Annotated in this window: 25 protein-coding genes; 19 read left to right on the forward strand and 6 right to left on the reverse strand. The window is 55.0% G+C overall.

The window, feature by feature from the left end:
- From mutL to WFO64_RS18435, 12 genes are all read left to right on the forward strand, one after another.
- The gene (mutL, locus tag WFO64_RS18380) at positions 1–1,866 is read left to right on the forward strand and encodes a DNA mismatch repair endonuclease MutL (protein ID WP_337013486.1); all 1,866 of its coding nucleotides are present in this window, start codon (positions 1–3) and stop codon (positions 1,864–1,866) included.
- Positions 1,859–2,809 carry a tRNA (adenosine(37)-N6)-dimethylallyltransferase MiaA gene (miaA, locus tag WFO64_RS18385; RefSeq protein ID WP_337013487.1) on the forward strand — a complete coding sequence of 317 codons (951 nt, stop codon included), beginning with the start codon at positions 1,859–1,861 and terminating at the stop codon, positions 2,807–2,809. Before mutL ends, miaA begins: the two co-directional genes overlap by 8 nt.
- Positions 2,810–2,913: 104 nt before the next feature.
- Positions 2,914–3,225 carry an RNA chaperone Hfq gene (gene hfq / locus WFO64_RS18390; RefSeq protein ID WP_009087468.1) on the forward strand — a complete coding sequence of 104 codons (312 nt, stop codon included), beginning with the start codon at positions 2,914–2,916 and terminating at the stop codon, positions 3,223–3,225.
- A 72-nt stretch (positions 3,226–3,297) separates the two neighbouring features.
- Entirely contained in the window at positions 3,298–4,578 is a 1,281-nt protein-coding gene (hflX, locus tag WFO64_RS18395; protein WP_337013488.1) for a ribosome rescue GTPase HflX, read from the forward strand.
- A 226-nt stretch (positions 4,579–4,804) separates the two neighbouring features.
- Positions 4,805–6,046 (forward strand): FtsH protease activity modulator HflK, encoded by a 1,242-nt coding sequence (hflK, locus tag WFO64_RS18400; RefSeq protein ID WP_337013489.1) that lies wholly within the window; start codon positions 4,805–4,807, stop codon positions 6,044–6,046.
- A gap of 3 nt (positions 6,047–6,049) precedes the next feature.
- A complete protein-coding gene (hflC, locus tag WFO64_RS18405) occupies positions 6,050–7,054 on the forward strand; it encodes a protease modulator HflC (RefSeq protein WP_337013490.1) in 1,005 nt (334 codons plus the stop codon).
- Positions 7,055–7,110: 56 nt separating this feature from the next.
- On the forward strand, positions 7,111–7,311 hold the full coding sequence (locus tag WFO64_RS18410) for a DUF2065 domain-containing protein (RefSeq protein ID WP_010256126.1): 201 nt from the start codon (positions 7,111–7,113) through the stop codon (positions 7,309–7,311).
- 166 nt (positions 7,312–7,477) lie between these two features.
- Entirely contained in the window at positions 7,478–8,776 is a 1,299-nt protein-coding gene (locus WFO64_RS18415) for an adenylosuccinate synthase (protein ID WP_337013491.1), read from the forward strand.
- 218 nt (positions 8,777–8,994) lie between these two features.
- Positions 8,995–9,438 (forward strand): nitric oxide-sensing transcriptional repressor NsrR, encoded by a 444-nt coding sequence (nsrR, locus tag WFO64_RS18420; RefSeq protein WP_337013492.1) that lies wholly within the window; start codon positions 8,995–8,997, stop codon positions 9,436–9,438.
- Between the two features lie 16 nt (positions 9,439–9,454).
- Positions 9,455–11,947 carry a ribonuclease R gene (gene rnr, locus WFO64_RS18425; protein WP_337013493.1) on the forward strand — a complete coding sequence of 831 codons (2,493 nt, stop codon included), beginning with the start codon at positions 9,455–9,457 and terminating at the stop codon, positions 11,945–11,947.
- Positions 11,948–12,017: 70 nt separating this feature from the next.
- The gene (gene rlmB / locus WFO64_RS18430; RefSeq protein ID WP_337013494.1) at positions 12,018–12,752 is read left to right on the forward strand and encodes a 23S rRNA (guanosine(2251)-2'-O)-methyltransferase RlmB; all 735 of its coding nucleotides are present in this window, start codon (positions 12,018–12,020) and stop codon (positions 12,750–12,752) included.
- A 95-nt stretch (positions 12,753–12,847) separates the two neighbouring features.
- Complete coding sequence (locus WFO64_RS18435; RefSeq protein ID WP_337013495.1) at positions 12,848–14,476, forward strand: isovaleryl-CoA dehydrogenase; 1,629 nt, start codon at positions 12,848–12,850, stop codon at positions 14,474–14,476.
- Here the strand turns inward: WFO64_RS18435 and bsmA are convergent.
- Both bsmA and WFO64_RS18445 read right to left on the reverse strand, forming a co-directional pair.
- Positions 14,450–14,776, reverse strand: coding sequence for a biofilm peroxide resistance protein BsmA (gene bsmA / locus WFO64_RS18440; protein ID WP_337013496.1), 327 nt, complete (start codon positions 14,774–14,776; stop codon positions 14,450–14,452). The two genes, WFO64_RS18435 and bsmA, sit on opposite strands and share 27 nt — an antisense overlap.
- Before the next feature lie 56 nt (positions 14,777–14,832).
- Positions 14,833–16,764 (reverse strand): methyl-accepting chemotaxis protein, encoded by a 1,932-nt coding sequence (locus WFO64_RS18445; RefSeq protein ID WP_337013497.1) that lies wholly within the window; start codon positions 16,762–16,764, stop codon positions 14,833–14,835.
- Positions 16,765–16,922: 158 nt separating this feature from the next.
- On the opposite strand from WFO64_RS18445, the gene yjfP reads away from it, so the two are divergent.
- Positions 16,923–17,672 (forward strand): esterase, encoded by a 750-nt coding sequence (yjfP, locus tag WFO64_RS18450; RefSeq protein WP_337013498.1) that lies wholly within the window; start codon positions 16,923–16,925, stop codon positions 17,670–17,672.
- Positions 17,673–17,721: 49 nt separating this feature from the next.
- Here yjfP and WFO64_RS18455 read toward each other — a convergent pair whose 3' ends face one another.
- Positions 17,722–17,928 (reverse strand): hypothetical protein, encoded by a 207-nt coding sequence (locus WFO64_RS18455; protein ID WP_337013499.1) that lies wholly within the window; start codon positions 17,926–17,928, stop codon positions 17,722–17,724.
- A 403-nt stretch (positions 17,929–18,331) separates the two neighbouring features.
- On the opposite strand from WFO64_RS18455, the gene rpsF reads away from it, so the two are divergent.
- The 4 genes from rpsF to rplI are packed head-to-tail and all read left to right on the forward strand — an operon-like array spanning position 18,332 to position 19,772.
- A complete protein-coding gene (gene rpsF / locus WFO64_RS18460) occupies positions 18,332–18,727 on the forward strand; it encodes a 30S ribosomal protein S6 (protein WP_003855334.1) in 396 nt (131 codons plus the stop codon).
- A gap of 6 nt (positions 18,728–18,733) precedes the next feature.
- The gene (gene priB, locus WFO64_RS18465) at positions 18,734–19,051 is read left to right on the forward strand and encodes a primosomal replication protein N (protein ID WP_337013500.1); all 318 of its coding nucleotides are present in this window, start codon (positions 18,734–18,736) and stop codon (positions 19,049–19,051) included.
- 4 nt (positions 19,052–19,055) lie between these two features.
- Positions 19,056–19,283: a 30S ribosomal protein S18 gene (rpsR, locus tag WFO64_RS18470; protein WP_002210155.1), complete on the forward strand. Its 228-nt coding sequence runs from the start codon at positions 19,056–19,058 to the stop codon at positions 19,281–19,283.
- A 39-nt stretch (positions 19,284–19,322) separates the two neighbouring features.
- The gene (gene rplI / locus WFO64_RS18475; protein WP_337013501.1) at positions 19,323–19,772 is read left to right on the forward strand and encodes a 50S ribosomal protein L9; all 450 of its coding nucleotides are present in this window, start codon (positions 19,323–19,325) and stop codon (positions 19,770–19,772) included.
- Between the two features lie 79 nt (positions 19,773–19,851).
- On the opposite strand, the gene WFO64_RS18480 is transcribed toward rplI, so the two are convergent.
- Positions 19,852–20,529, reverse strand: coding sequence for a LysM-like peptidoglycan-binding domain-containing protein (locus WFO64_RS18480; RefSeq protein ID WP_337013502.1), 678 nt, complete (start codon positions 20,527–20,529; stop codon positions 19,852–19,854).
- Between the two features lie 220 nt (positions 20,530–20,749).
- Between WFO64_RS18480 and fklB the strand changes: the two genes are divergently transcribed.
- A complete protein-coding gene (fklB, locus tag WFO64_RS18485; protein ID WP_010256433.1) occupies positions 20,750–21,370 on the forward strand; it encodes an FKBP-type peptidyl-prolyl cis-trans isomerase in 621 nt (206 codons plus the stop codon).
- A gap of 45 nt (positions 21,371–21,415) precedes the next feature.
- Here fklB and WFO64_RS18490 read toward each other — a convergent pair whose 3' ends face one another.
- Complete coding sequence (locus WFO64_RS18490; RefSeq protein ID WP_337013503.1) at positions 21,416–23,359, reverse strand: bifunctional 2',3'-cyclic-nucleotide 2'-phosphodiesterase/3'-nucleotidase; 1,944 nt, start codon at positions 23,357–23,359, stop codon at positions 21,416–21,418.
- A gap of 293 nt (positions 23,360–23,652) precedes the next feature.
- Here WFO64_RS18490 and cysQ point away from each other — a divergent pair, with 293 nt between their 5' ends.
- Positions 23,653–24,396 (forward strand): 3'(2'),5'-bisphosphate nucleotidase CysQ, encoded by a 744-nt coding sequence (gene cysQ / locus WFO64_RS18495; RefSeq protein WP_337013504.1) that lies wholly within the window; start codon positions 23,653–23,655, stop codon positions 24,394–24,396.
- Between the two features lie 67 nt (positions 24,397–24,463).
- Here the strand turns inward: cysQ and WFO64_RS18500 are convergent, their stop codons facing one another.
- Positions 24,464–25,021 carry a YtfJ family protein gene (locus WFO64_RS18500; protein ID WP_337013505.1) on the reverse strand — a complete coding sequence of 186 codons (558 nt, stop codon included), beginning with the start codon at positions 25,019–25,021 and terminating at the stop codon, positions 24,464–24,466.
- Between the last annotated feature and the right edge of the window lie 215 nt (positions 25,022–25,236).

Below are 25,236 nucleotides of genomic sequence, written 5' to 3' on the forward strand. Positions count from 1 at the left end.
ATGCCGATACAAATTTTACCGCCGCAGCTGGCAAACCAGATTGCGGCGGGTGAAGTGGTTGAGCGTCCTGCATCGGTTGTTAAAGAGCTGGTGGAGAACAGCCTGGATGCGGGCGCAACACGGATTGATATTGATATTGAAAAGGGCGGCGCAAAGCTGATTCGCATCCGTGACAACGGCTGCGGTATCGTGAAAAGCGAGCTGTCGATGGCGCTGGCCCGACACGCCACCAGTAAAATAGCCTCACTGGATGACCTGGAAGCGATCATGAGCCTGGGTTTTCGCGGCGAAGCGCTGGCCAGTATCAGTTCTGTCTCCCGCCTGACATTAACCTCACGTACCGCTGATCAAACCGAAGCCTGGCAGGCCTATGCGGAAGGGCGTGATATGGCAGTAACCGTTAAACCGGCTGCACATCCCTGTGGTACCACACTGGAAGTGCTGGACCTGTTTTATAACACTCCGGCGCGCCGCAAATTTATGCGCACTGAGAAAACCGAGTTCGGTCATATCGACGAAGTGATCCGTCGTATTGCACTGGCGCGTTTTGACGTCGCGCTTTCGCTGAGCCACAACGGCAAGATGATGCGTCAGTATCGCGCCGTCAGCGAGGAGAGCCAGCGCGAACGTCGACTGGCCGCCATCTGCGGCACCACGTTTATGCAGCATGCGTTGCGGATCGACTGGCAGCATGACGACCTCTCGCTGCGCGGCTGGGTTGCCGATCCGGCCGGTTCGCGCCAGGTCACCGAGCTGCAGTATTGCTATGTAAATGGCCGAATGATGCGCGACAAGCTGATTAACCACGCTATCCGCCAGGCCTTCCAGACCCAGCTCCAGGATGAGCAGCAGCCCGCATACGTGCTCTATCTGGAGATCGATCCCCATCAGGTGGATGTCAACGTTCATCCGGCCAAGCATGAAGTACGATTTCATCAGTCACGCCTGGTGCATGATTTTATTTATCAGGGCGTGGTCAGCGCGCTACAGGCGATGGCGGCCCCCGTTTTGCCCATGCTGCAGGCAGAAGACGCCGCTCCGCGCTGGCAGCCGGAAAACCGTCAGGCGGCGGGGGGTAACCATTTTGCGCACCCTGCAGCATCTGCTAGTGAGAATAAACCTGCAGCATCCGCGCGTGAAACGCAGCCCGCAGCGGCGCCGGCCTGGCAGAACAAAGAGAACGTTTATCGTCAGCGAGAAGGCGCGGTTTATCAGCAACTCCTGAAAACGCCAGTAAGCAATACGCCGCCGCTCAAAGCCCACGAACCGGTACCGCGTCCGGCCGAAAAAACCTCGCCGCTGGCCGCGCATGCCCAGAGTTTTGGCCGGGTACTCACCGTGCTGCAAAACCACTATGCGTTGCTGGAGCAGGATCAGAAATTAATGCTGATGGCGCTGCCGGTGGCGGCGCGCTGGCTGAAACAGGCGCAGCTTGAACCGGGTGAAGAGGGGCTTAAACCGCAGCCACTGCTGATTCCGGTAAGGCTGAAAATCGCCCTGGATGAACGCCAGGCCGCCAAACAAAATAGCAGCCTGCTCAATCAGATGGGCATTGATCTTCAGTCCGAAGGTGACCACGTGATCTTGCGCGCGGTGCCTTTACCGTTACGAACACAAAATTTACAAATCTTGATTCCCGAGCTGTTAGGCTATCTCGCCCGGCAGCAGGAGAACTCTGTGACGCAACTGGCCCGGTGGCTGGCGCGACGTCAGGATACAGAGTCCTCCAGCTGGAATCACTCACAGGCAATCAACCTGCTGGCAGAGCTTGAACGGCTTTGCCCACAGCTACTGAAATCGCCGCCTTCAGGCTTATTACAGCCCATAGAGATTGAGAGCGCGGTGAACGCGTTGAAGCATGAGTGAACTAAACCAGGCTGGCCGGCCAAAGGCTATTTTTTTGATGGGACCCACGGCATCTGGCAAGACAGCTTTAGCCATTGAATTGCGTAAACAGTTGCCAGTGGAACTAATCAGCGTAGATTCTGCCTTAATCTATCGTCAGATGGATATTGGTACGGCGAAACCGTCGGCTGAGGAGTTAGCAGTGGCGCCCCATCGTCTGCTCGATATTCGCGATCCCGCAGAAGCCTATTCGGCAGCGGAGTTCCGGCGGGATGCTTTAGCAGAAATGGCGGAGATCGTTGAGGCTGGACGAATACCGCTGCTTGTTGGTGGAACCATGCTCTACTTCAAGGCGTTACTGGAAGGATTGTCGCCGTTGCCCTCGGCCGATCCCGCCGTTCGTCAGCGGATAGAGCAAACGGCGCGTGAAAAAGGCTGGGAAGCTTTACACCGCCAGCTGTGTGAGATCGACCCGATTGCCGGTAGTCGTATTCATCCGAATGATCCGCAGAGACTTTCGCGAGCACTGGAAGTTTTTTTTATTTCGGGTAAAACTTTAACGGAACTGACAAAAACATCCGGTGAAGCGTTATCCTACGACGTGCAACAGTTTGCTATCGCCCCCGCGAGCCGTGAATTGCTGCACCAGCGCATCGCGTTGCGTTTTGAGCAGATGTTGGCGTCAGGATTTGAAGCGGAGTCTCGGGCCCTTTTTGCACGAGGTGATCTGCATACGGACATGCCTTCCATTCGTTGTGTTGGCTATCGTCAGATGTGGTCTTATTTGTCGGGCGAAATCGATTACAGCGAGATGGTTTATCGGGGAATTTGCGCAACCCGGCAGCTTGCTAAGCGACAGATGACCTGGTTACGCGGTTGGGAAAACGTTCACTGGCTTGACAGTGACGAGTCCCGGTTGGCGCGTGATACAGTGTTACAGGTTCTTAGTGCGAAGCATGGGTGATTGTGTACAATTGATGGGTTATCGTGCGCAAATTTTTACGCAGTTTTTTTTCAGAACCTAGGTTCTACTTGCAACAAACAACAAGCATATAAGGAAAAGATAGAATGGCTAAGGGGCAATCATTACAAGACCCGTTTCTGAACGCACTGCGTCGTGAACGTGTTCCGGTTTCGATTTATCTGGTTAACGGTATTAAGCTGCAGGGTCAGATTGAGTCATTTGATCAGTTCGTCATTTTGCTGAAAAACACGGTAAGTCAGATGGTTTATAAGCACGCCATTTCTACCGTTGTTCCTTCGCGCCCGGTTTCTCACCATAGCAATAATACCGGTGGTGGCAGCAACAATTACCATCATGGCGGCAGCAACACATCTGCGCAGCCACAGCCACAACAAGACGGTGATAACGCAGAATAACGCGTCACCGTACAGCCAGGAACGGAGAACAGAGGTTTTCCGTCCTGGTCTTTTATTTAGCGAGGTTATAGCTTGTTTGACCGTTATGATGCCGGTGAGCAGGCCGTACTGGTACACATCTGGTTCTCCCAAGACAAAGAAGTAGAAGATTTACAGGAGTTTGAAACCCTGGTCTCTTCTGCTGGCGTTGAGGCGCTGCAAGTGGTTACTGGCAGCCGCAAAGCGCCACACCCCAAGTATTTTGTCGGTGAAGGAAAAGCCGTTGAAATTGCCGATGCGGTAAAAACAACTGGAGCATCGGTCGTATTATTCGATCATGCCCTTACGCCCGCTCAGGAAAGAAACCTTGAGCGCCTGTGCGAATGCCGGGTCATTGATCGCACCGGTTTAATTCTGGATATCTTCGCCCAACGCGCACGTACCCATGAAGGTAAATTGCAGGTTGAGCTGGCACAGCTGCGCCATCTTGCAACACGTCTGGTACGCGGCTGGACTCACCTTGAACGTCAGAAAGGCGGGATCGGGTTACGTGGCCCGGGTGAAACACAGTTAGAAACAGACCGCCGCCTGTTGCGCGGACGTATCAGCCAGATTTTGTCTCGTCTTGAACGGGTTGAAAAACAGCGTGAGCAGGGACGTCAGTCACGTGCCAAAGCGGATGTGCCAACGGTGTCGCTGGTGGGTTACACCAACGCCGGCAAGTCCACCCTCTTTAATGCCATGACCTCTGCCAACGTCTTTGCCGCAGATCAGCTGTTTGCAACGCTCGACCCGACTCTGCGCCGTCTGAATGTTGCCGATGTCGGAGATGTGGTGCTGGCGGACACGGTCGGCTTTATTCGCCATCTTCCTCACGATCTGGTTGCCGCCTTTAAAGCCACGCTGCAGGAGACACGTCAGGCGACGCTGTTACTGCACGTGATTGATGGTGCTGACCTTCGCGTCACGGACAATATCGCAGCCGTCGATACCGTATTGGAAGAGATTGAAGCGGACGAAATCCCGACGTTACTGGTAATGAATAAAATCGATATGCTCGACGGATTCGAACCGCGTATTGACCGTAACGAAGAAAACCTGCCAACCCGCGTCTGGCTTTCCGCCCATACCGGCGCAGGCATTCCGTTGCTATGGCAGGCGCTCTCAGAACGGCTGGCGGGTGAAATTGCCCAGCACGCGTTACGTCTGCCACCGGAAGCGGGGCGACTTCGCAGCCGTTTCTATCAGTTGCAGGCGATTGAGAAAGAGTGGAATGAAGAAGATGGCAGTGTAGGACTGCAGATACGTATGCCCATTATTGATTGGATGCGTTTATGTAAGCAGGAACCGTCGCTGCCCAGTTACATTGTTTGATATTGCCCAAACGCATTTACCTTAAAAATTGAAGATTGTCGCACTTTCGTTGCAGGCCCGAATACGCAGGATTTACCCGGTTATTTCGGATTTCAGCAAGGCGGCGACTACGTGAATCTCCGGGCGCTTACGCAGGTAAGTGACCAGGGGAGCCAGGGCAGCCGACACCGCTGCAATCCGAAAGATGAAGGGTAAAAATCGTAATTACAATAAATGGAGTAGAAACATGGCGTGGAATCAGCCCGGAAATAACGGACAGGACCGCGACCCGTGGGGAAGCAGCAATAATCAAGGCGGCAACTCTGGGGGGAATAAGGGAGGACGAGAATCCGGGCCTCCTGATCTGGATGATATCTTCCGTAAGCTGAGCAAGAAGCTTGGTGGATTGGGCGGTGGCAAACAGAGTGACAACGGTCAGCGCGGCCCCGGCAGCGGTGGCAAAATTGTTGGCATCGTGGCTGTTGCTGCTGTAGTCATCTGGGCTGCAAGCGGTTTCTACACCATCAAAGAAGCGGAGCGTGGCGTGGTGACGCGCTTCGGTAAGTTCAGTCACCTGGTAGAACCCGGTCTGAATTGGAAGCCGACATTTGTTGATCAGGTGCGTGCGGTTAACGTCGAATCAGTGCGTGAACTGGCTGCTTCTGGCGTTATGCTGACCTCGGATGAGAACGTGGTGCGCGTAGAAATGAACGTGCAGTACCGCGTGACCGATCCGGAGCGTTATCTTTATGCTGTGACCAGCGCAGATGACAGTCTGCGTCAGGCTACTGACAGCGCGCTGCGCGGCGTGATTGGCCGTTCTACCATGGACCGCATTTTGACCGAAGGCCGTACCGTGGTGCGTAGTGATACCCAGCGTGAAATTGATGAGACGATTCGTCCTTATAACATGGGGATCGCGGTACTGGACGTCAACTTCCAGGCTGCACGCCCGCCGGAAGAGGTGAAATCTGCGTTTGATGACGCGATTGCCGCACGTGAAAACCGCGAGCAGTACGTCAGGGAAGCAGAAGCTTACGCCAACGAAGTTCAGCCTCGGGCTAACGGCCGGGCGCAACGTATTCTGGAAGAGGCCCGCGCTTACAAAGAGCGTACCGTTCTGGAAGCGCAGGGTGAAGTGGCCCGTTTCGCCAAGATTCTGCCGGAATATAAAGCCGCGCCTGAGATCACCAAAGAGCGTCTCTATATCGAGACTATGGAACGCGTGCTGAGCCATACCCGCAAAGTATTGGTTAACGATCGGGGTAACAACCTGATGGTGCTGCCGCTGGATCAACTGATGCGTAGCGGTCAGGCAGCAGCGCCGGGCCAGAGTGGTCAGAAGGACGGTAACAGTTCTTCGCTGCCCGCTATCTCCGATCGCAGCGCCAGCCGCAATGACACGTCGTCATACAGTCCGGAGAACATCATGGATCAGCGTCGGGCCAATGCTCAGCGCAGCGACAGCCAGCGCGAAGGGAGAGAGTAATTGATGCGTAAGCCAATAGTATTTTTGATCATTGTCGTGCTGGTGGCGCTCTATGTGTCGCTGTTTGTGGTGCAGGAAGGGCAGCGAGGTATTGTCCTGCGCTTCGGCAAAGTACTGCGCGATGGCGAAAACAAACCGCAGGTGTTTGAGCCGGGTCTGCATTTCAAGATCCCATTCCTGGAAACGGTTAAAACACTGGATGCGCGTATTCAGACCATGGATAACCAGGCCGATCGCTTCGTCACCAAAGAGAAGAAAGATCTGATCGTGGACTCCTACATCAAGTGGCGCATCAGCGACTTTAGTCGTTATTACCTGGCCACCGGAGGCGGTGATGTTTCTCAGGCGGAAGTGTTGCTGAAACGTAAGTTCAGTGACCGCTTACGTTCTGAAATGGGCCGTCTGGATGTGAAAGATATCGTAACGGACTCCCGTGGGCGTCTGACTACCGATGTGCGTGATGCGCTGAATACTGGCTCTGCAGGCAGCGATGATGAAATCGCAACACCCGCGGCTGATGATGCGATTGCCAGTGCAGCGGCCCGTGTAGAGCGTGAAACCAACAGCAGCGAGCCAGCACCGAATCCGAACAGTATGGCAGCGTTGGGCATTCAGGTTGTCGATGTGCGCATCAAGCAGATTAACCTGCCAACCGAAGTCTCCGATGCGATCTTCAATCGTATGCGTGCTGAGCGTGAAGCCGTAGCGCGTAGCCAGCGTTCACAGGGTCAGGAAGAGGCCGAAAAACTGCGCGCCCAGGCGGATTACCAGGTCACACGTACTTTGGCCGAAGCCCAGCGTGAAGCACTGATTACGCGTGGTGATGGTGATGCGGAAACGGCACGGTTGTTTGCGGATTCGTTCAGCAAAGATCCTGACTTCTATGCCTTTATTCGTAGCCTGCGTGCTTATGAAAACAGCTTCAGTGAAAATCAGGATGTTATGGTGTTAAGCCCGGATAGCGACTTCTTCCGATATATGAAGGCGCCCTCTAACGCGACACGTTAAGAACTGATATAACCTGTGGGCCGACAATGTTGTCGGCCTTTTTTTTGGGTATCAGAATGAAAACAAGCATCTGGATGGCACTGGCGCTGGTGTTAGTGCTGGAAGGGTTGGGACCGATGTTTATGCCACGCGCCTGGCGACGCATGATCCTGACGATGACCCGATTACCCGATCGTCTGCTGCATCGCTTTGGCGGTGGGCTGGTGGTTGCCGGCATGGTGATTTACTGCATGCTCAGCCTGCACGGAAATCTGTAAGCTCGTTGTCTGGACCGGCTAAATTGTGCCTCTCAGCGCCATGATCCCCAACATGTTGTAGTGATCAAAACTCAGGCAAAAAAGCGCGCAATCGTATGCTAAAAGTGCTGAAAGCCACGGGATCAGATGGTAGAATCCTTTTTTAAGCAATCGGTGATTTTGAGAAATGGGTAAGAACGTCGTCGTACTGGGCACCCAATGGGGTGACGAAGGTAAAGGTAAGATTGTAGACCTTCTGACTGAGCGCGCGAATTACGTTGTGCGTTATCAAGGCGGCCACAATGCGGGCCACACGCTTGTCATCAACGGTGAAAAAACCGTCCTCCACCTGATCCCATCTGGCATTCTGCGCGATAACGTTACCAGCATCATTGGTAACGGCGTAGTGCTCTCTCCTGAAGCCTTAATGAAAGAGATGAAAGGCCTGGAAGCGCGCGGAATTCCGGTACGTGAACGTCTGCTGATTTCTGAAGCCTGCCCACTGATCCTGCAATATCACGTTGCAATGGATATGGCGCGCGAAAGAGCCCGCGGTGCCAAAGCAATTGGTACTACTGGTCGTGGCATCGGCCCTGCTTATGAAGATAAAGTCGCTCGCCGTGCACTGCGCGTCAGCGACCTGTTTAACAAAGAAACCTTTGCCGCCAAACTGAAAGAAGTCGTCGATTTCTACAACTTCCAATTGGTGGAGTACTACAAAGAGCCAGCAGTCGACTTCGATAAAGTACTCAGTGATGTGATGGAAGTCGCTGACATCCTGACTGGCATGGTGGTTGACGTCTCTGAACTGCTGGACAGTGCGCGTAAGCGTGGCGATCTGATTATGTTTGAAGGTGCGCAGGGTACGCTGCTGGATATCGATCACGGTACTTATCCGTACGTGACCTCATCCAACACCACCGCAGGTGGCGTAGCCACCGGTTCAGGCATTGGTCCGCGTTATGTCGACTACGTGCTGGGTATTGTGAAAGCTTACTCAACCCGCGTTGGCGCAGGTCCATTCCCCACCGAACTGTTCGACGAAACCGGCGAATTTCTCTGTACACAGGGCAATGAGTTTGGTGCGACCACCGGTCGTCGTCGTCGTACCGGCTGGCTGGATGCGGTAGCGGTTCGCCGTGCTGTCCAGATCAACTCCCTGTCAGGTTTCTGCATGACCAAACTGGACGTACTGGACGGCCTGAAAGAGGTGAAAATCTGTGTTGCTTACCGTATGCCTGATGGCCGCGAAATGACCACCACGCCACTGGCGGCAGAGAACTGGGAAGGCATTGAGCCAATCTACGAAACCCTGCCAGGCTGGAGCGAGACAACGTTTGGTGTCAAGACACTGGAAGGTTTACCTCAGGCCGCGCGTAACTACATCAAGCGTGTGGAAGAGGTAACGGGCGTGCCGATTGATATCATCTCAACCGGCCCCGATCGCAGTGAAACGATGATTCTGCGCGACCCGTTCGACGCATAATCATTCAGGCCGGACACTGTCCGGCCCTTGTTTTTCCACTCTTTGATGCCACTAAACCTCCCTTCGCTTGTCAAACCTTGTGCTGGCTTAAAAAAACGCACGCCCAATCAGACTCTGGTTTATCATCGTAGTTAATCGAATGGCGATCCGATTTAATCATGACATCATTCACATGGCGAATAACGTAATGACACGCCTGAAGGTTCACTGAGGTTACTGTGCAGCTCACGAGTTTTACTGATTATGGCTTACGAGCCCTGATTTATCTGGCATCGTTGCCTGAAGGTCAGCAGACCAATATTACGGAAGTGACGAACACCTACGGTTTGTCCCGTAATCATATGGTCAAAATAATCAATCAGCTGAGCCGGGCGGGCTATGTCGCCGCAACGCGTGGTAAAAATGGGGGCATTCGCCTGGGTATGCCGCCTCGTCAGATTGTCATTGGCGACGTAGTACGTAAGATGGAACCACTACAATTAGTAGACTGCGCTTCCTGCTCCATAACGCCAGCCTGTCGTCTGAAGCAGGCGCTGCATGATGCGGTGCAGCGATTTTTGCAGGAGCTGGATAGCTATACGCTGGCAGATTTGGTCGAAGGAAATACACCACTTTATGAAATCATCCTGTCCAGGTCGCCGGCGGAAATAAATATTAAATGACATCGGAGGAACCGCTATGTCAAAAGATCCTTTTCAGGATAGAGAAGCTGAAAAATACGAGAACCCTATTCCAAGCCGTGAATTTATTCTGGCTCTGTTAGAAAAACGTGAAAAACCGGCCAGCCGTGAAGAGCTGGCTGAAGAGATGAATCTGCACGAAGAAGAGCACCTTGAGGCGCTGCGTCGCCGCCTTCGCGCTATGGAGCGTGATGGTCAGCTGGTGTTCACCCGCCGTCAGTGTTATGCCCTGCCAGAACGTCTTGATCTCCTGCGCGGTAAAGTCATCGGCCACCGTGATGGCTTCGGCTTCCTGCGGGCAGAAGGTCAGAAAGATGACCTCTACCTTTCCGCAGAACAGATGAAATTCTGTATGCACGGTGACGTGATTCTGGCGCAGCCACTGGGCGCCGATCGCAAAGGCCGCCGCGAAGCGCGCGTGGTCCGTGTGCAGGAACCCCGTAATAATCAGATCGTTGGCCGCTACTTTACCGATGCCGGTGCTGGCTTTGTGGTGCCGGACGACAGTCGCCTGAGTTTTGATATCCTTATCCCGCCTGAAGAGACGATGAATGCCCGCATGGGTTCCGTGGTGGTGGTTGAGCTGGTTCAGCGTCCGAACCGTCGCAGCAAAGCGATCGGTAAAGTGGCTGAGATTCTGGGCGATGATATGGGCACCAGCCTGGCCGTTGATATGGCGCTGCGCACCCATGAAATCCCCCACACCTGGCCGCCGGAAGTGGAAGCTCAGGTCAGCAAGCTGAAAGAAGAAGTACCGGAAGAAGCCAAAAAAGGCCGCGTTGATCTGCGGAAACTGCCGCTGGTTACCATTGATGGTGAAGATGCCCGTGACTTTGATGATGCTGTTTACTGTGAGAAGAAACGCGGTGGCGGATGGCGTCTGTGGGTGGCTATCGCCGATGTAAGCTATTACGTCCGTCCTGGTACGCCACTGGATGACGAAGCGCATCAGCGCGGCACCTCAGTTTATTTCCCGTCGCAGGTTGTGCCGATGCTGCCGGAAGTGCTGTCGAATGGCTTATGTTCGCTTAACCCGCAGGTCGATCGCCTCTGTATGGTGTGCGAGATGACCATTTCGACCAAAGGTAAACTTACCGGCTTCAAACACTACGAAGCGGTGATGAACTCCCATGCGCGTCTGACCTACAACAAAGTCTGGAACATCCTGCAGGGCGACAAAGAGCTGCGCCAGCAGTATGCGCCGCTGGTTAAAGACCTTGAAGAGCTGAATAACCTCTATCATGCACTGGAGGCTGCGCGTGAAGAGCGTGGCGGTATCTCGTTTGAAACGGAAGAGGCGAAGTTTATCTTCAACGCCGAACGTCGTATCGAACGTGTTGAGCGTGTGTCACGTAATGACGCTCACAAGCTGATCGAAGAATGCATGATCCTGGCGAATATCGCCTCGGCACGCTTTGTTGAGAAAAATCAGGAACCGGCGCTGTTCCGCGATCACGATCGCCCGACCGATGAAAGCATCAAAAGTTTCCGTACCGTGCTCAACGAGCTGGGATTGAGTCTCCCTGGCGGCAACAAACCGCAGCCTGTCGACTATGCGGCGCTGCTGAAGCAGGTTGCCGATCGTCCTGATGCGGAAATGCTGCAAACCATGCTGCTGCGTTCGATGAAGCAGGCGGTTTACGATCCCGAAAACCGCGGTCACTTTGGCCTGGCGCTTTCGTCCTATGCGCACTTTACCTCGCCGATCCGTCGCTATCCGGATCTGACGCTGCACCGCGCCATCAAATATCTGCTGGCAAAAGAGCAGGACGAAGGTAAAGGCTTGGTACAGCGCGCCATGAAATACCTGATGCCGAAAGAGCGCAGCGTAGCCAAAGATATGACGACAGCGACCGGCGGCTATCACTACGACATGCCGCAGATGCTGCAATTGGGCCTGCACTGTTCACTGACCGAACGTCGCGCCGATGAGGCGACCCGCGACGTCGCGGACTGGCTCAAGTGTGACTTCATGCAGGATCAGGTCGGCAACGTCTTCAACGGCGTCATCTCCAGCGTCACCGGATTTGGCTTCTTTGTTCGCTTAAGCGATCTGTTCATCGACGGTCTGGTTCACGTTTCGACGCTCGACAACGATTACTACCGCTTTGACCCGGTGGGTCAGCGTCTTATTGGTGAATCGGGCGGTCGCACCTATCGTCTGGGTGACACGGTTGAAGTACGTGTCGAAGCGGTCCATATGGACGAGCGCAAAATCGACTTTGCCCTGATCTCCAGTCAGCGTCAGGTGCGTGGTCAAGGCAAAACCGCGCGCGACCGTGCGAAGCGTGACGACAAAGCCCCAGTCAAACGCCGTCGTGACGTGAGCAAGAAGTCCAATTTTGAGCCGGATACCGCTTTCCGGGGTGAAAAAGGCAAACCCGCCGCTGCGAATGCCGAGAATAAAAGTAAAAACGTCTCGGAAAAAACCCGTAAAATCGCCGCTGCCACCCGGGCGAAGCGCGCCAGAAAAAAGGCGCAGCCTGACTGATGCGCGACCCCGCCCTTTTTCACCCGAGAAAGGGCGGTAATTTTTTCATTTCCAAACACTGAGCAGATCGATGAGCGAAATTATTTTTGGTATTCATGCCGTGCAGGCGCTGCTGGAACGTGATCCACAACGTTTCCAAGAAGTCTTTATCCTCAAAGGTCGCGACGATCGTCGCCTGCAACCCGTGATCGCCGCGCTGGACGCTCAGGGGATCGTGATTCAACTGGCTGAGCGCAAGTGGCTCGACAGCCAGGTTGAAGGCGGTGTGCATCAGGGTATCGTGGCCCGGGTGAAACCAGGTCGTCAGTATCAGGAAGGCGACCTGCCAGATCTGCTGCAGAGCCTGGAGAAACCGTTCCTGCTGGTGCTGGATGGGGTCACCGATCCGCACAATCTGGGTGCCTGCCTGCGCAGCGCCGATGCCGCCGGTATTCATGCGATTATCGTGCCGAAAGATCGTTCTGCCCCCCTGAATGCCACCGCCAAAAAAGTGGCCAGCGGTGCGGCAGAGAATGTGCCGTTGATCCGCGTCACCAACCTGGCCCGTACCCTGCGTCTGCTGCAGGAGTACAACATCTGGGTTGTCGGTACTGCCGGTGAAGCTGACCATACTGTCTTCCAGAGCAAGATGACCGGCCCGATGGCGTTGGTGATGGGTGCGGAAGGGGAAGGCATGCGTCGTCTGACCCGTGAGCATTGCGATGAGCTGATCAGCATTCCGATGGCGGGCAGCGTCTCTTCGCTGAATGTCTCGGTCGCCACCGGTGTCTGCCTGTTTGAAGCGGTACGTCAGCGCAACGCCTGATTCCCGATGTGATCCTCGCCACAAATTAGTTTCTGTACCAGGCATAACTGCACGTCATTCGCATACTTACTGAGTGACATCCGCGAGGAGTGGTTATGACCTGGACAACACACACCGTTTTTAATCAGCCCCATCCTCTGAGCAACAGCAATCTGTTTCTGTCGGATACGCCGCTCGGCGAGGCATTGTCACGCGAAGGCGCCGGATGGGACCGGGAATGGCTGGTTTCGGTAGGCCGACAGCTCGGCAGCGCCGAGTCGCTGGAGCTGGGCCGGCTCGCCAATGCTGAACCGCCTGAACTGCTGCGCTACGATGCCCGTGGCGTACGCATGGATGAAGTCCGTTTTCACCCCGCCTGGCACCTGCTGATGCAGGGCGTCTGCGCCAGCCGCCTGCATAACCTTAGCTGGCAACCTACAGTGCGTGAACAGGCCAGCGTGGCGCGCGCTGCCCGCTTTATTCTGCACGCACAGGTGGAAGCGGGCACGCTCTGCCCGGTCACCATGACACACGCGGCCATTCCACTGCTTCAGACTTATCTGCCCGCCGTGTTTAAGAGCTGGCTAGCCCCGCTGCTCAGCGATCGCTACGATACCCATGCACAACCCGGAGACCAGAAACACGGTCTGCTGATCGGTATGGGCATGACCGAAAAACAGGGCGGCAGCGATCTGCTCACCAGCACTACCCAGGCCGAGCCGCTGGGTGCGCGTGGCCCGGGTGAAGCCTACCGGCTGACCGGCCACAAATGGTTCTTCTCTGTGCCGCAGAGCGATGCGCATCTGGTGCTGGCTCAGACACATGCTGGATTAAGCTGCTTCTTCCTGCCGCGGCTGTTGCCCGACGGGTCACGCAACGCCATCCAGCTTGAGCGGCTTAAAGATAAGCTCGGCAATCGCTCGAATGCCAGCTGCGAAGTGGAGTTTCGCGACGCGACCGGCTGGCTTCTGGGAGAGGAGGGCGAAGGGTTACGGCTGATCCTAAAGATGGGCAGTATGACGCGCTTTGACTGCGCGCTCGGCAGTCATGGTCAGATGCGGCGCGCCTTCTCGGTGGCTATCTGGCATGCACATCAGCGCCGGGTGATGGGCAAAAACCTGGTGGAGCAGCCGCTGATGCGTCAGGTTCTGGCAATGCAGACGCTGCAACTGGAGGGACAAACCGCGCTGCTGATGCGGCTGGCGCGAGCCTGGTCGCACCCAGCAAAACCGCATGAGGTCACCTTTGCCCGCTTATTTACGCCGGCAGCAAAATATCAGATCTGCAAAGCGGGTGCGCCTTTCGTGGCGGAGTCGATGGAAGTGCTGGGGGGGATCGGCTACTGCGAAGCGAGTGAGCTGCCGCGCCTTTATCGTGACATGCCGGTTAACAGCATCTGGGAAGGATCGGGCAATGTGATGTGTCTTGACGTCCTGCGCGTGCTTGCCCGCCAGGCAGAGGTCAAGGAGATGCTGAGTCAGGAATTTGAAGCAGTGAAAGGGATTAATCGTCATTTCGATATGCGCTGGCGACAGATGCGGCTGAGGCTTAGCAGCGTACCTGAAGAGCAGGCGCGCGAGGTCGCCCGCACGCTGTTCCAGCTGGCGACGGGCGCGCAGCTACTCAAATATGCCGAGCCGCCGCTGGCAGATGCATGGTGCCAGCAGTGGCTCGATCAGCGTGGCTCACGCCCGCTGGAGGCAGCAATCGCAGATCGTTTACTGGCCCGCGCCTGTGGCAGGTGATGCACCATAAAGAATCGCGCTGGCGTACCAGAAGCCCGGCATTACCGTCTCGCTCAGCATCACAATCTGATAGTAAGCTGCCCCGGCCTGATTAGCTTGGGCGTCAATGGCCCGCTGGGCGTCATCTGGTGAGCCGTGCACGTTAACGGTAATGTTACCCCGCTTCGGCAAACCACCACTCTGCGTCCGTGAAATCTCCTGCGCCTGTTGCGTTGGCGCGGGCGGTGCTTTTGACGTGGTCTCAAACGCGGAACAGCCAGCCAGCAACAGGGTTATCACCAGTAAGTAAGCGGAACGCATAACAAAACCCTTATTCAGGACGAGACATTAAGTGTATGTCATCCCCCTGAATGACGTCAGGATTTCAGGCTAAATACGCTGACCAGCTGGGTCAGATGATGCCCTTTATCACTCAGGTTCTGAGCGCTGTTTTCCGCCTGTGCCACCAGTTCGCTGTTCTGATGAGTGGCCTGACTGATCTGATTCATGGCCAGATTTACCTGGCTGATGCCCGCCGCCTGTTGCTGCGCCGCTACGTTGATCTCGCCCATCAGTGCCTGAACCTGTTCAATATGGGTCACAATGTCGCTCATCGCATCTCGCGTCTGTTCAGATAACTGATGTCCCTCCGCCACATTGCCGATGGACGTCGCAATCAACCCATCAATCTCTTTGGCGGCCTGCGCAGAACGCTGTGCCAGCGCACGTACTTCTGCGGCCACCACGGCAAAGCCTCGTCCCTGTTCACCGGCACGCGCTGCTTCAACTGCGGCATTTAGCGCCAGGATATTAGTCTGGAAGGCGATCGACTCAATTACGTGAGTGATATCAGCAATGCTTTGTGATGAAACCTTAATCGCCGACATGGTGTTTACCGAGCGCACCACCGTCTGGCTGCCGTGACTGACGATATCGCTGGCTTCGGCCACCAGTGACATCGCCTGACGCAGGCTGTCTGCAGTGTGTTCAACCGTTGCACCAAACTGCGCCATGCTGGCGGAAGTCTGCTCTACGCTGCTGGCCTGACGCCCGATCTGTTCGCTGATGTTATGACTGCTGGCCGCAATGGTATCCGTGCCGTCGCTGATCTCCTGCGCGGCTCCGCGAACCTGCCCCACGATCTTCTCCAGCCCATCGCCAATGCCGTTAATCGCATTGATCAACTGGCCCACTTCGTCGCGACGATGGGTATCCATATGGACCTGCAGATTCCCGGCGGCATATTGCTCCGCCAGGTGGATCACCTGCTGCAGAGGACGAGTCATTGCCCGACGGGTGTACCAGACAAACCCCAGCGCAAAGATGACCACCAGAATCAGTCCGGTACTCAGGAACAGGTTACGGCTATGCGTAATGGGGGCGAGCAGGCTGCTACGGTTAACTTCGCCAGCGATCACCCAGTTCCAGCCTGGTAACTGCTGCCAGGCGAGAATCTGGTGTTCACCGTTGATCGCTACCTGCTGCATGCCCTGCGGCTGCGTCAGCAGCGGCTGCAACGTTGTCCTATCCCAGCCTGGCCGTTTCCCTTCGTTGTGCTGATCGAACAGATACTCTCCCTGAGCCTTGCCAGGTGTGCCGTTGAGCACAAAGAAATGACCGCTGGCACCCAGCCGACGAGCCAGAATTTTTTCACGCATCAGCGCATATTGTTTATCAATGCCGACACCGACAAACAGGACGGCGATGACCCTGCCACTCTCATCTTTTACCGGCTGATATTGTGTGATGTAGCGATGGCCGAACAGTGTCGCAAGCCCAAGGTAGACATCGCCCTGATGGACGCTTTTCCAGGCGGCGCCGCTGCGGTCAAGCTGTGTACCAATTGCGCGACTGCCATCTTGCTTTTTCAGCGAGGTGGAAATACGAATAAAATCATCGCCTTCTCGCACAAAAATGGTCGCTACGGCGGCGGTGCGTTCAGTGAAATCATCTACTGCGCTCTGGTCGAGGTTCAGTGTTTTTAACCCGGCGCGTAGCACGGGGGTCGAAAAAGCGCCGACCTGCACCCGGGAGCGTTCATCCAGGCTAAAGCGCTTAGGCAGGAAGCTGGTAAACAAACTGGTGTAGTGAGCCACCTCGTCGGTGAGGGTAGCGTTAAACATGGTGACCATTTCACTGATGCCCTGCACCTGGTTGCGCATGTCATCAATGGCGAGATTTTCCAGCTGGCGCGAGGCGTTGTAGCTTTGCGTCAGTGTCAATACCAGCAACAACAGCGCAACGCTAAGAGACGTCAGTACAGACAGCTTAACTCCGAGACTCAGTCTGCTGAGAGAGAGGCGCTTCATAAATTACCTTTAATCACGTTAGAGGAATACACCATCAACGGCAGAGCACGGGAAAAGTTTAGGAGGAAATCTGGTGACTAAGCGCAGCGGGGGATTTCGCAAATTCACCCGCAGACCCTACACTTGAACGGCACGTCTTACCCCGCTCAGGAGAGACCATGATTGAACTCACCACAGAAACGCTGGCCGGTATCGAATGCCTGCACGCCACGCCTGCCGGACAACGGCATCAGCAACTGCCCACCGTGCTGTTTTATCACGGCTTTACCTCGTCAAAAGAGGTCTACGCCTACTTTGCTGTTGCCCTCGCGCAGGCGGGATTTCGCGCAGTGATGCCGGATGCGGAGCTGCATGGCGCGCGTTATCACGGTGACGCTGATGCACGCCTTGGCCGCTTCTGGGAGATTCTGAAACAGAACATTGATGAGCTGCCGCTGCTGGAAGCCGCACTGCGTAAGGAGAATCTGATCGCCGGAGAGCGTTTCGCGGTAGCGGGCGCTTCAATGGGCGGCATGACAGCATTAGGTGCGATGGCGCGCTATCCGCAGATTAAGAGCGTTGCCTGCATGATGGGATCGGGCTATTTTATGCAGCTCAGTCAGTCGCTGTTTCCGCCGCTGGTGGCCGTCACGCCGGAGCAGAAAGCGCAATTTGCTGCCCGCATGGCATCGCTGGCGGACTATGATCCTTGCAACCGACTGGAGGCACTGGCAAACCGTCCGTTACTACTGTGGCATGGTGAGGCGGATGAGGTGGTGCCCTGGGCGGAAAGCGTACGGCTGGAAAGGGCACTGCATGACAACGGGCTGGCGCAGCATTTGACCTCGCTGTCGGAAAAACAGATTGGCCATAAGATCACGCCATCAGCATTGACGGCGCTGGTCAGCTTTTTTGCACAACAGCTATAAAAAATGAACGGGCGGAGAAGGCATCTGCCGCCCGTAAACTTACCGGCACTTACCCGTGCGCAGACAATTTTTCTGCTGCTCTGGCAGGCGTGTTGACTGGGTTCCTTTCCGGCGTATCCAGCCGATTAACGTAGACATAACCTGATGCCGCTTCGCTGCTGTGACTTCTTATTTGCTGCGCACAGTCAGCCTTGCTGGCAAGAGTGGGTGGAGACAGGAAGAGGCCCAGTAAAGTGGCGATAACGAACGTTTTCATGCCCGACTCCTCACGTCAGGGAACACACTGGGAGACGCCACAATACCTGCCCGTAGCGTCACTATTCATTCTAGTAACCGGCCAGATTATCGCCAGATCGTTCCCCTGAACCTCTTCGTCAGCGTTTTTGAACAAACGTCGATTAACGCTCTGTATTCACTCTGTTAGCACAAAAAGTCACGGCATCTGGCATGCCACCGCCGATTTGTTTAAATGTGCGCTTGAGTTTAGAGGGCGCCGCCAGTATGATTACGCGTCAATTTTTCAGCCGCATTCTCAGGCTGTGTCCCACAAGCGCTCGTCACGGCGAACCTTTGTGGGACACAGCCTATAACGTTCCTTGCTTCCATGGGCCGCGGTTGACCCCGACAGGAGGCTGAATAATCCGTAAGGAGCAATTTCGATGCGTCATTACGAAATCGTATTTATGGTTCATCCTGACCAGAGCGAACAGGTTCCTGGCATGATCGAGCGTTACACTGGTGCTATCACTGGTGCAGAAGGCACGATTCACCGTCTGGAAGACTGGGGTCGCCGTCAGCTGGCTTACCCGATCAATAAACTGCACAAAGCGCATTACGTTCTGATGAACGTTGAAGCGCCGCAGGAAGCGATCGATGAGCTGGAAACAAACTTCCGCTTCAACGACGCCGTTATCCGTAGCATGGTTATGCGCGTTAAAAACGCGGTAACTGAAGCATCACCGATGGTTAAAGCGAAAGATGAGCGTCGTGATCGTCGCGAAGATTTTGCTAACGAATCCGCTGATGAGTCAGATGCTGGGGATTCTGAAGAGTAATCCATCGTGACGGTTAATCGACTGCGTTTGTCTGGCACTGTGTGCAAGACGCCGGTCCGAAAAATTAGCCCGTCAGGAATTCCTCACTGTCAGTTCGTGCTTGAGCACCGCTCAGTGCAGGAGGAGGCCGGGTTTCACCGGCAAGCCTGGTGTCGTATGCCTGTTATTATTAGCGGCAGCGTCCATCAGGTGATTACTCAACATATAACGGTCGGCACGCAAATCACCCTCGACGGTTTCATTAGTTGCCACCAGGCACGAAATGGCCAGAGCAAAGTGGTGTTCCATGCCGAGCAGATTGAATTGATAGATTCTGGAGACTAGCCTAATGGCACGTTATTTCCGTCGTCGCAAGTTCTGCCGTTTCACCGCGGAAGGCGTTGTTGAGATCGATTACAAAGACATCGCAACGTTGAAAAACTACATTACCGAAAGCGGTAAAATTGTCCCGAGCCGTATCACCGGTACTCGTGCAAAATACCAGCGTCAGTTGGCTCGCTGCATCAAGCGCGCGCGTTACCTGTCTCTGCTGCCGTACACTGATCGTCATCAGTAATCGGCAACTGTCCATTAACGACTTTAAGAGGATAAGGTAATGCAAGTTATTCTGCTTGATAAAGTAGCAAACCTGGGCAGCCTGGGTGATCAGGTTAACGTTAAAGCGGGCTACGCTCGTAACTTCCTGGTACCACAGGGCAAAGCTGTTCCTGCTACCAAGAAAAACGTTGAGTTCTTCGAAGCACGCCGTGCTGAACTGGAAGCCAAACTGGCTGACGTTCAGTCTGCAGCGACTGCACGCGCTGAGAAAATCAATGCACTGAGCACTGTCACCATCACGTCTAAAGCTGGCGATGAAGGTAAACTGTTCGGTTCAATCGGTACCCGCGACATCGCTGATGCAGTGACTGCAGCAGGCGTTGAAGTCGCTAAGAGCGAAGTTCGTCTGCCGAACGGCGTTCTGCGCACTACCGGTGAGCATGAAGTGGACTTCCAGGTTCACAGCGAAGTATTCGCGAAACTGATCGTGAAAGTCGTTGCTGGTTAATTATTAACTGAGCACGACAAAAACGCCGGCCCTGTGCCGGCGTTTTTGTTTTTATGGCTTTATCCTGCCACTTTCCGCACTACTGCGCACGAATAAAGCTGCCATCTGGCTGGCGAGTGAACAGCACCGGGCCGTTTGCGCCATCAACCGTCAGTCCCGTCACTGCACCCTGCGCGTCCTGACGGATTTTAACCTGCTGACCACTTTTCAGTGAGCTGAGTGGCTGATCGCTGCCTTCTACCCGCGCCATCGCAAACACATCATTGACCGGCAGGCTATTGTCACGAAACAGCTGCGCCAGGGTCTGACCGGAAGCGATGGTCAGGTTGCGCCACTCGCCCTGAGAATCTGCCTTCGGCGTCTGCTGAGACGGTGAGGATGAAGGCTGGCGGGTACTACGGTCACCATAAATATCCGCCTGCATCGGTACTTCTTTCTCCGCCTGGGGTGCGACCGGCTGCTCGACCGGATAACGCAGCGTGCTGGCTGGCCAGAGAAACGCCACCAGCATCACCAGCAATGCAGCCACAATGCCACGACGGTGCGGCGCAGGCAGCGGATCCATCCAGCGAATGTGGTCAGTAAAATGCCAGATACGCTGAAGCCATGTTGGCAGGCGGGATGACGTGTCTGAAGCCATTCGGGGTTCCTCCTCTCCGGCAGGCTGCTGAGGCCTGCGTGCGGCCAGCCAGGTCTGCAGCCGGGATAAAATATGTGTTGCACGCATCCTGCGGCGTCGTGGGGCAATCTGGCCCATAGTTGCTCTCTTATTCAGGTGCTACAGACGGGGTGATCCCCATCGATAGTTATAGTATGGGCAATACCGGCTCGAAGTGCCCGCCAGCATTGATAAATTTGACGGCGCTATTGTTTCTCTTTCCCTCGCAAAAGTCATCTGCGACGCAGGGCATTTTACGGCAGCGGCCTGCGCTGCTATGCTGCCGGTTCGAATTTATCCGAGAGTGAAAGGAACGAAGATGACTACCCCTTCTTTCGACAGCGTCGAAGCACAAGCAAGTTACGGTATCGGTTTACAGGTTGGCCAGCAGTTGCTGGAATCTGGTCTGCAGGGTCTGCAACCAGAAGCACTGCTCGCGGGTCTGCGCGACGCGCTGGAAGGGAACTCGCCGGCTGTACCGGTTGATGTCGTTCATCGCGCGCTGCGCGAAGTGCATGAACGCGCTGAAGGCGTGCGTCGTGAGCGCACTGAAGCGATGGCAGCAGAAGGTCAGGCGTTCCTGCAGGAACATGCGCAGCGTGAAGGCGTGAGCAGCACCGAATCAGGCCTCCAGTTCAGTGTGATTACACAGGGCGAGGGTCCAATCCCGTCACGTCAGGATCGCGTACGCGTTCATTACACCGGCAAACTGATCGACGGCAGCGTGTTCGACAGCTCTGTTGCTCGTGGCGAACCCGCGGAATTCCCGGTTAGCGGCGTGATCCCAGGCTGGATTGAAGCACTGACCCTGATGCCGGTTGGCTCAAAATGGGAACTGGTCATCCCACAGAACCTCGCCTATGGCGAGCGCGGTGCGGGTGCCTCTATTCCACCTTTCAGCACCCTGATCTTCGAAGTCGAACTGCTGGAAATTCTGTAATTGCCGGACGCTGCAACCATCACGGTTGCAGCGTTTTCTCCCGCCTTATTTCTGCTGTAAATTCACCTGCCACAGCGCGAAGCCAACCGCATCTGTCCCTTTGGGCTGAAGCGGATATTGCGCATGCTGCTTAATAAACCCGGTCGCTTTATCACCCGGTGCCGTTTCAAACTGAATGTCGAGCGGGGTGGATGAGGTAATGGGTGCCAGCCGCCAGTTATTGTCCGCCTTCGGCTGAACTTCACCGTGCGCTTTGGTTTCCGCGCTGATATAGGCTGCAACTACCGAACGGTTCTCATCCGGCGAGGCAAAAGCGATGTACTTATCCCCGGTGCCGGCAAACTTGCCGCCGTAAGCGCGATAGTTATTGGTCGCCACCAGAAAAGTGGCCTGTGGATCGATTGGTTTACCCTGCCAGCTCAGCTGACGGATACGTGAGGCATCAGGATGGGTCAGCTGACACTCCGCGTCATAACGTGCGGGCTGAGTCACATCGATCTGATAACTGACCCCATCGATCACATCAAAGTTGTAGGTTCGAAAATCCCAGTTGATCAGCGGCTGCGTTTTCGTGCTGTGAGGATCGATCTGATTAAACTGACCCGCAGAGCACTCCAGCCACTCTTTAACCTGCGCACCGCTGATCTTCATCACCACCAGGGTGTTGGGATAGAGATAGAGATCGGCCGCGTTACGGAAGGTCAGCGCGCCTTTCTCCACTTCGACATAGCTGGCTGGATCGTTCTTACGTCCGCCCGCTTTAAACGGTGCAGCAGCAGAGAGCACCGGAAGACGACCCAGATCCGGATCGCCCTGAATGAAATGCTCCACGTAGGCACGCTGGGCATTATTGACGATCTGCACCGTCGGGTCGTCCTGTACCAGCGACAGATAGCTGTACATGACATCGGCGGACTTGCCGATGGGCTTCGCCACAAACTCCCGCGTAGCGCGGTGATCGTCAGCCAGCACTTTCACCAGCGCCGAATCCTCCGCCGCCAGTGATTTCTTCGTGGCGGTATCATAGATTGGCCGCGCCTGCGCTTTGCCGCTGCTCACCTGCCAGCGTCCCCCCTCATTGTTCAGAACCAGGTCGACCACGCCAAGGTGATCGCCCCACATGCCTGGCATTACCGCCGGAATCCCGTTCAGGGTGCCGTTAGCAATGTCTGCGCCCTTAATGTCAGCGAAATCTTTGCTGGGGAAGACGGCATGCGCATGACCAAACAGGATGGCATTAATGCCTTCTACCTGGCTGAGATAGTAAACCGAGTTCTCCGCCATCGTGTGATACGGCTCGCTGCTCAGGCCGGAGTGGGGGATGGCAATAATCACATCGGCGCCCTGCGCACGCATCTCAGGCACGTAGCGGCGAGCTGTTTCCGTGATGTCATCGACCCGCACCTTGCCCTGCAGGTTAGCTTTATCCCACACCATGATCTGTGGCGGCACAAAGCCGATATAACCAATTCTTAGGGTCTGCGTTTTGCCCTCACGGTCAACCACCGTGGTAGGTTTGATGATCCAGGGCGTAAACAGCGGTTTGCCGCTCTTCACGTCCATCACGTTGGCATTAACATAAGGAAAACGGGCGCCCGCCAGCGCTTTTTTCAGGTAGGGCAGTCCATAATTGAATTCATGATTGCCGAGGTTGCCAACGCTGTAATCCAGCGTGTTGAGTGCCTTATAGACCGGATGGATCTCGCCCTCACGTAATCCTTTTGCCGCCATATAGTCGCCCAGTGGGCTGCCCTGAATGATGTCGCCGTTATCAACCAGCAGGCTGTTTTTCACCTCCTGGCGTGCGGCGTGAATCAACGTGGCGGTTCGGACCAGACCAAATTTCTCGGTTGGCGTATCTTTGTAATAGTCGAAATCCATCATATTGCTGTGCAGATCGGTGGTTTCCAGTATCCGCAAATCCACCGTCGCGGCCTGTGTGGCGAGGGAAACGCTTAGGGCCAGTAACATCATTCCGGGCTTAAACATGCTTGCTCCTGCTGCAAAATAAAGAAGGATCTCAAAATAATGTAAAAGCCTGCCCGTTGGTTATTTTAAATCGTGATGGATATAACGTTTTGTCGCATCAGCCAGCGGCAGATTCTTATACGACAGAGACGCAGCGGCTCAGGCTTGGTGATAGGCCGGCAACTATGGTATTGATATATCTATAAATTGGATTGCCACCGTATATGTAAATGGGCACATCAGGCGGAACTGCTAAAATATCACTATTTGACGGTGAGCTGATCCTGCAGCAGACAGACACAATGAGGTGAAAAATGTTAGAGCCAATCTGCCAACTGGCACGCGAAGCAGGCGACGCGATTATGCAGGTTTATAACGGTGCCGCGCCGCTTGACGTTTCTCACAAATCGGACGATTCGCCGGTAACCGCCGCGGATATCGCTGCGCATGAGGTGATCCTTTCTGGCCTGAAGCAATTAACGCCAGAGGTTCCCGTGCTGTCAGAAGAAGATCCGCCAGCCTGGGAGGTACGTCAGCACTGGCAGCGCTACTGGCTGGTCGATCCGCTGGATGGCACCAAAGAGTTCATCAAACGTAATGGTGAATTTACCGTGAATATTGCGCTGATTGAAGCAGGCAAGCCGGTGATGGGTGTGGTCTATGCGCCTGTGCTGGGCGTGATGTACTCTGCGGCAGACGGCAAAGCGTGGAAAGAGGAGGGCGGTCGGCGTGAACAGATTCAGGCCCGAGATGCGCGTCCACCGCTGGTGGTGGTGAGCCGTTCGCATGGCGATGACGACGAGATGAAAGAGTACCTGAAGCAGCTGGGTGAGCATCAGACCGTCGCGACAGGCTCTTCACTGAAATTCTGCCTGGTCGCAGAAGGGAAAGCCCAGCTCTATCCGCGCTTCGGGCCAACGAACATCTGGGATACCGGCGCAGGCCATGCCGTGGCGATGGCCGCTGGGGCGCATGTGCATGACTGGCAGGGGAAAACCCTTGACTATGCCCCGCGAGAATCTTTCCTTAATCCGGGCTTCCGCGTTTCACTGTTTTAACGCTGTCTGAACGCGCAGCCCGCTGAAACCCCGGCGGGCGATTCTTTTCCCGCCGGGGTTTCAGCGATTACGCCTTCAGCAGTGACGTGACCAGCGCAATCACTTTTGTCACTTCATTCTGTGTGAGCGGTCCATCTTTCACAAATTTCACCTTGCCCTGCTTATCCAGCACCACAATAGCGGAACTGCCCGGCTGTAACTGCCAGGCACGCTGCACATTGCCCTTACTGTCGACGACAAATTGCGACCACTGATATTGCTGCTTATTGGTCTCAACGCTGCTGCGCACAAACATACCCGTGCCGGGAATGGCATCATCCGTATTAATGATAGTGGTCGTCTGATAGCGATCATGCGGCAGCTTCGCGGCCTTGATTGCCTCTATCAATGCTGCATTCATCTGCTTAGCGGATGAACGACCGGCAATATGCTGAATAACGCGTATTTTTCCGCTCAGCTGCGCGCTATTCCAGTTTTTGTAGCTAAACTTCTCCTGCTGTAATAACAGCTCACCTTTGTCATTCACGCCAACGGCTGGTACCCGCATATTCTGCCTGATGTCATGCGCCATCACGCTTGCCGGTAGCAGTAAAGACCACGCCACAGCTGCCAGAATTATTCGCATTGCTATTTCCTTGAGTGATCAGACCAGTCAGTCATTTTACTGCAATAGTAAGCAGGGATGATGCGCCTGTCCTGGAAAGGTGTCAGGTTTGTTATGGCCGCCACAATTCCTTAACCAGCCAAGGTTTATACTGTGTTGCGTAAGCCTGATAACAGAGTGTTCTGTAATGATGTGTCAATTCAGTAAAAAAATTCACTTTCTGGAACACTAGTCGT

Origin of the sequence: Pantoea sp. AS142 (genome assembly GCF_037152305.1) — a bacterium.
Classification (GTDB): domain Bacteria; phylum Pseudomonadota; class Gammaproteobacteria; order Enterobacterales; family Enterobacteriaceae; genus Pantoea.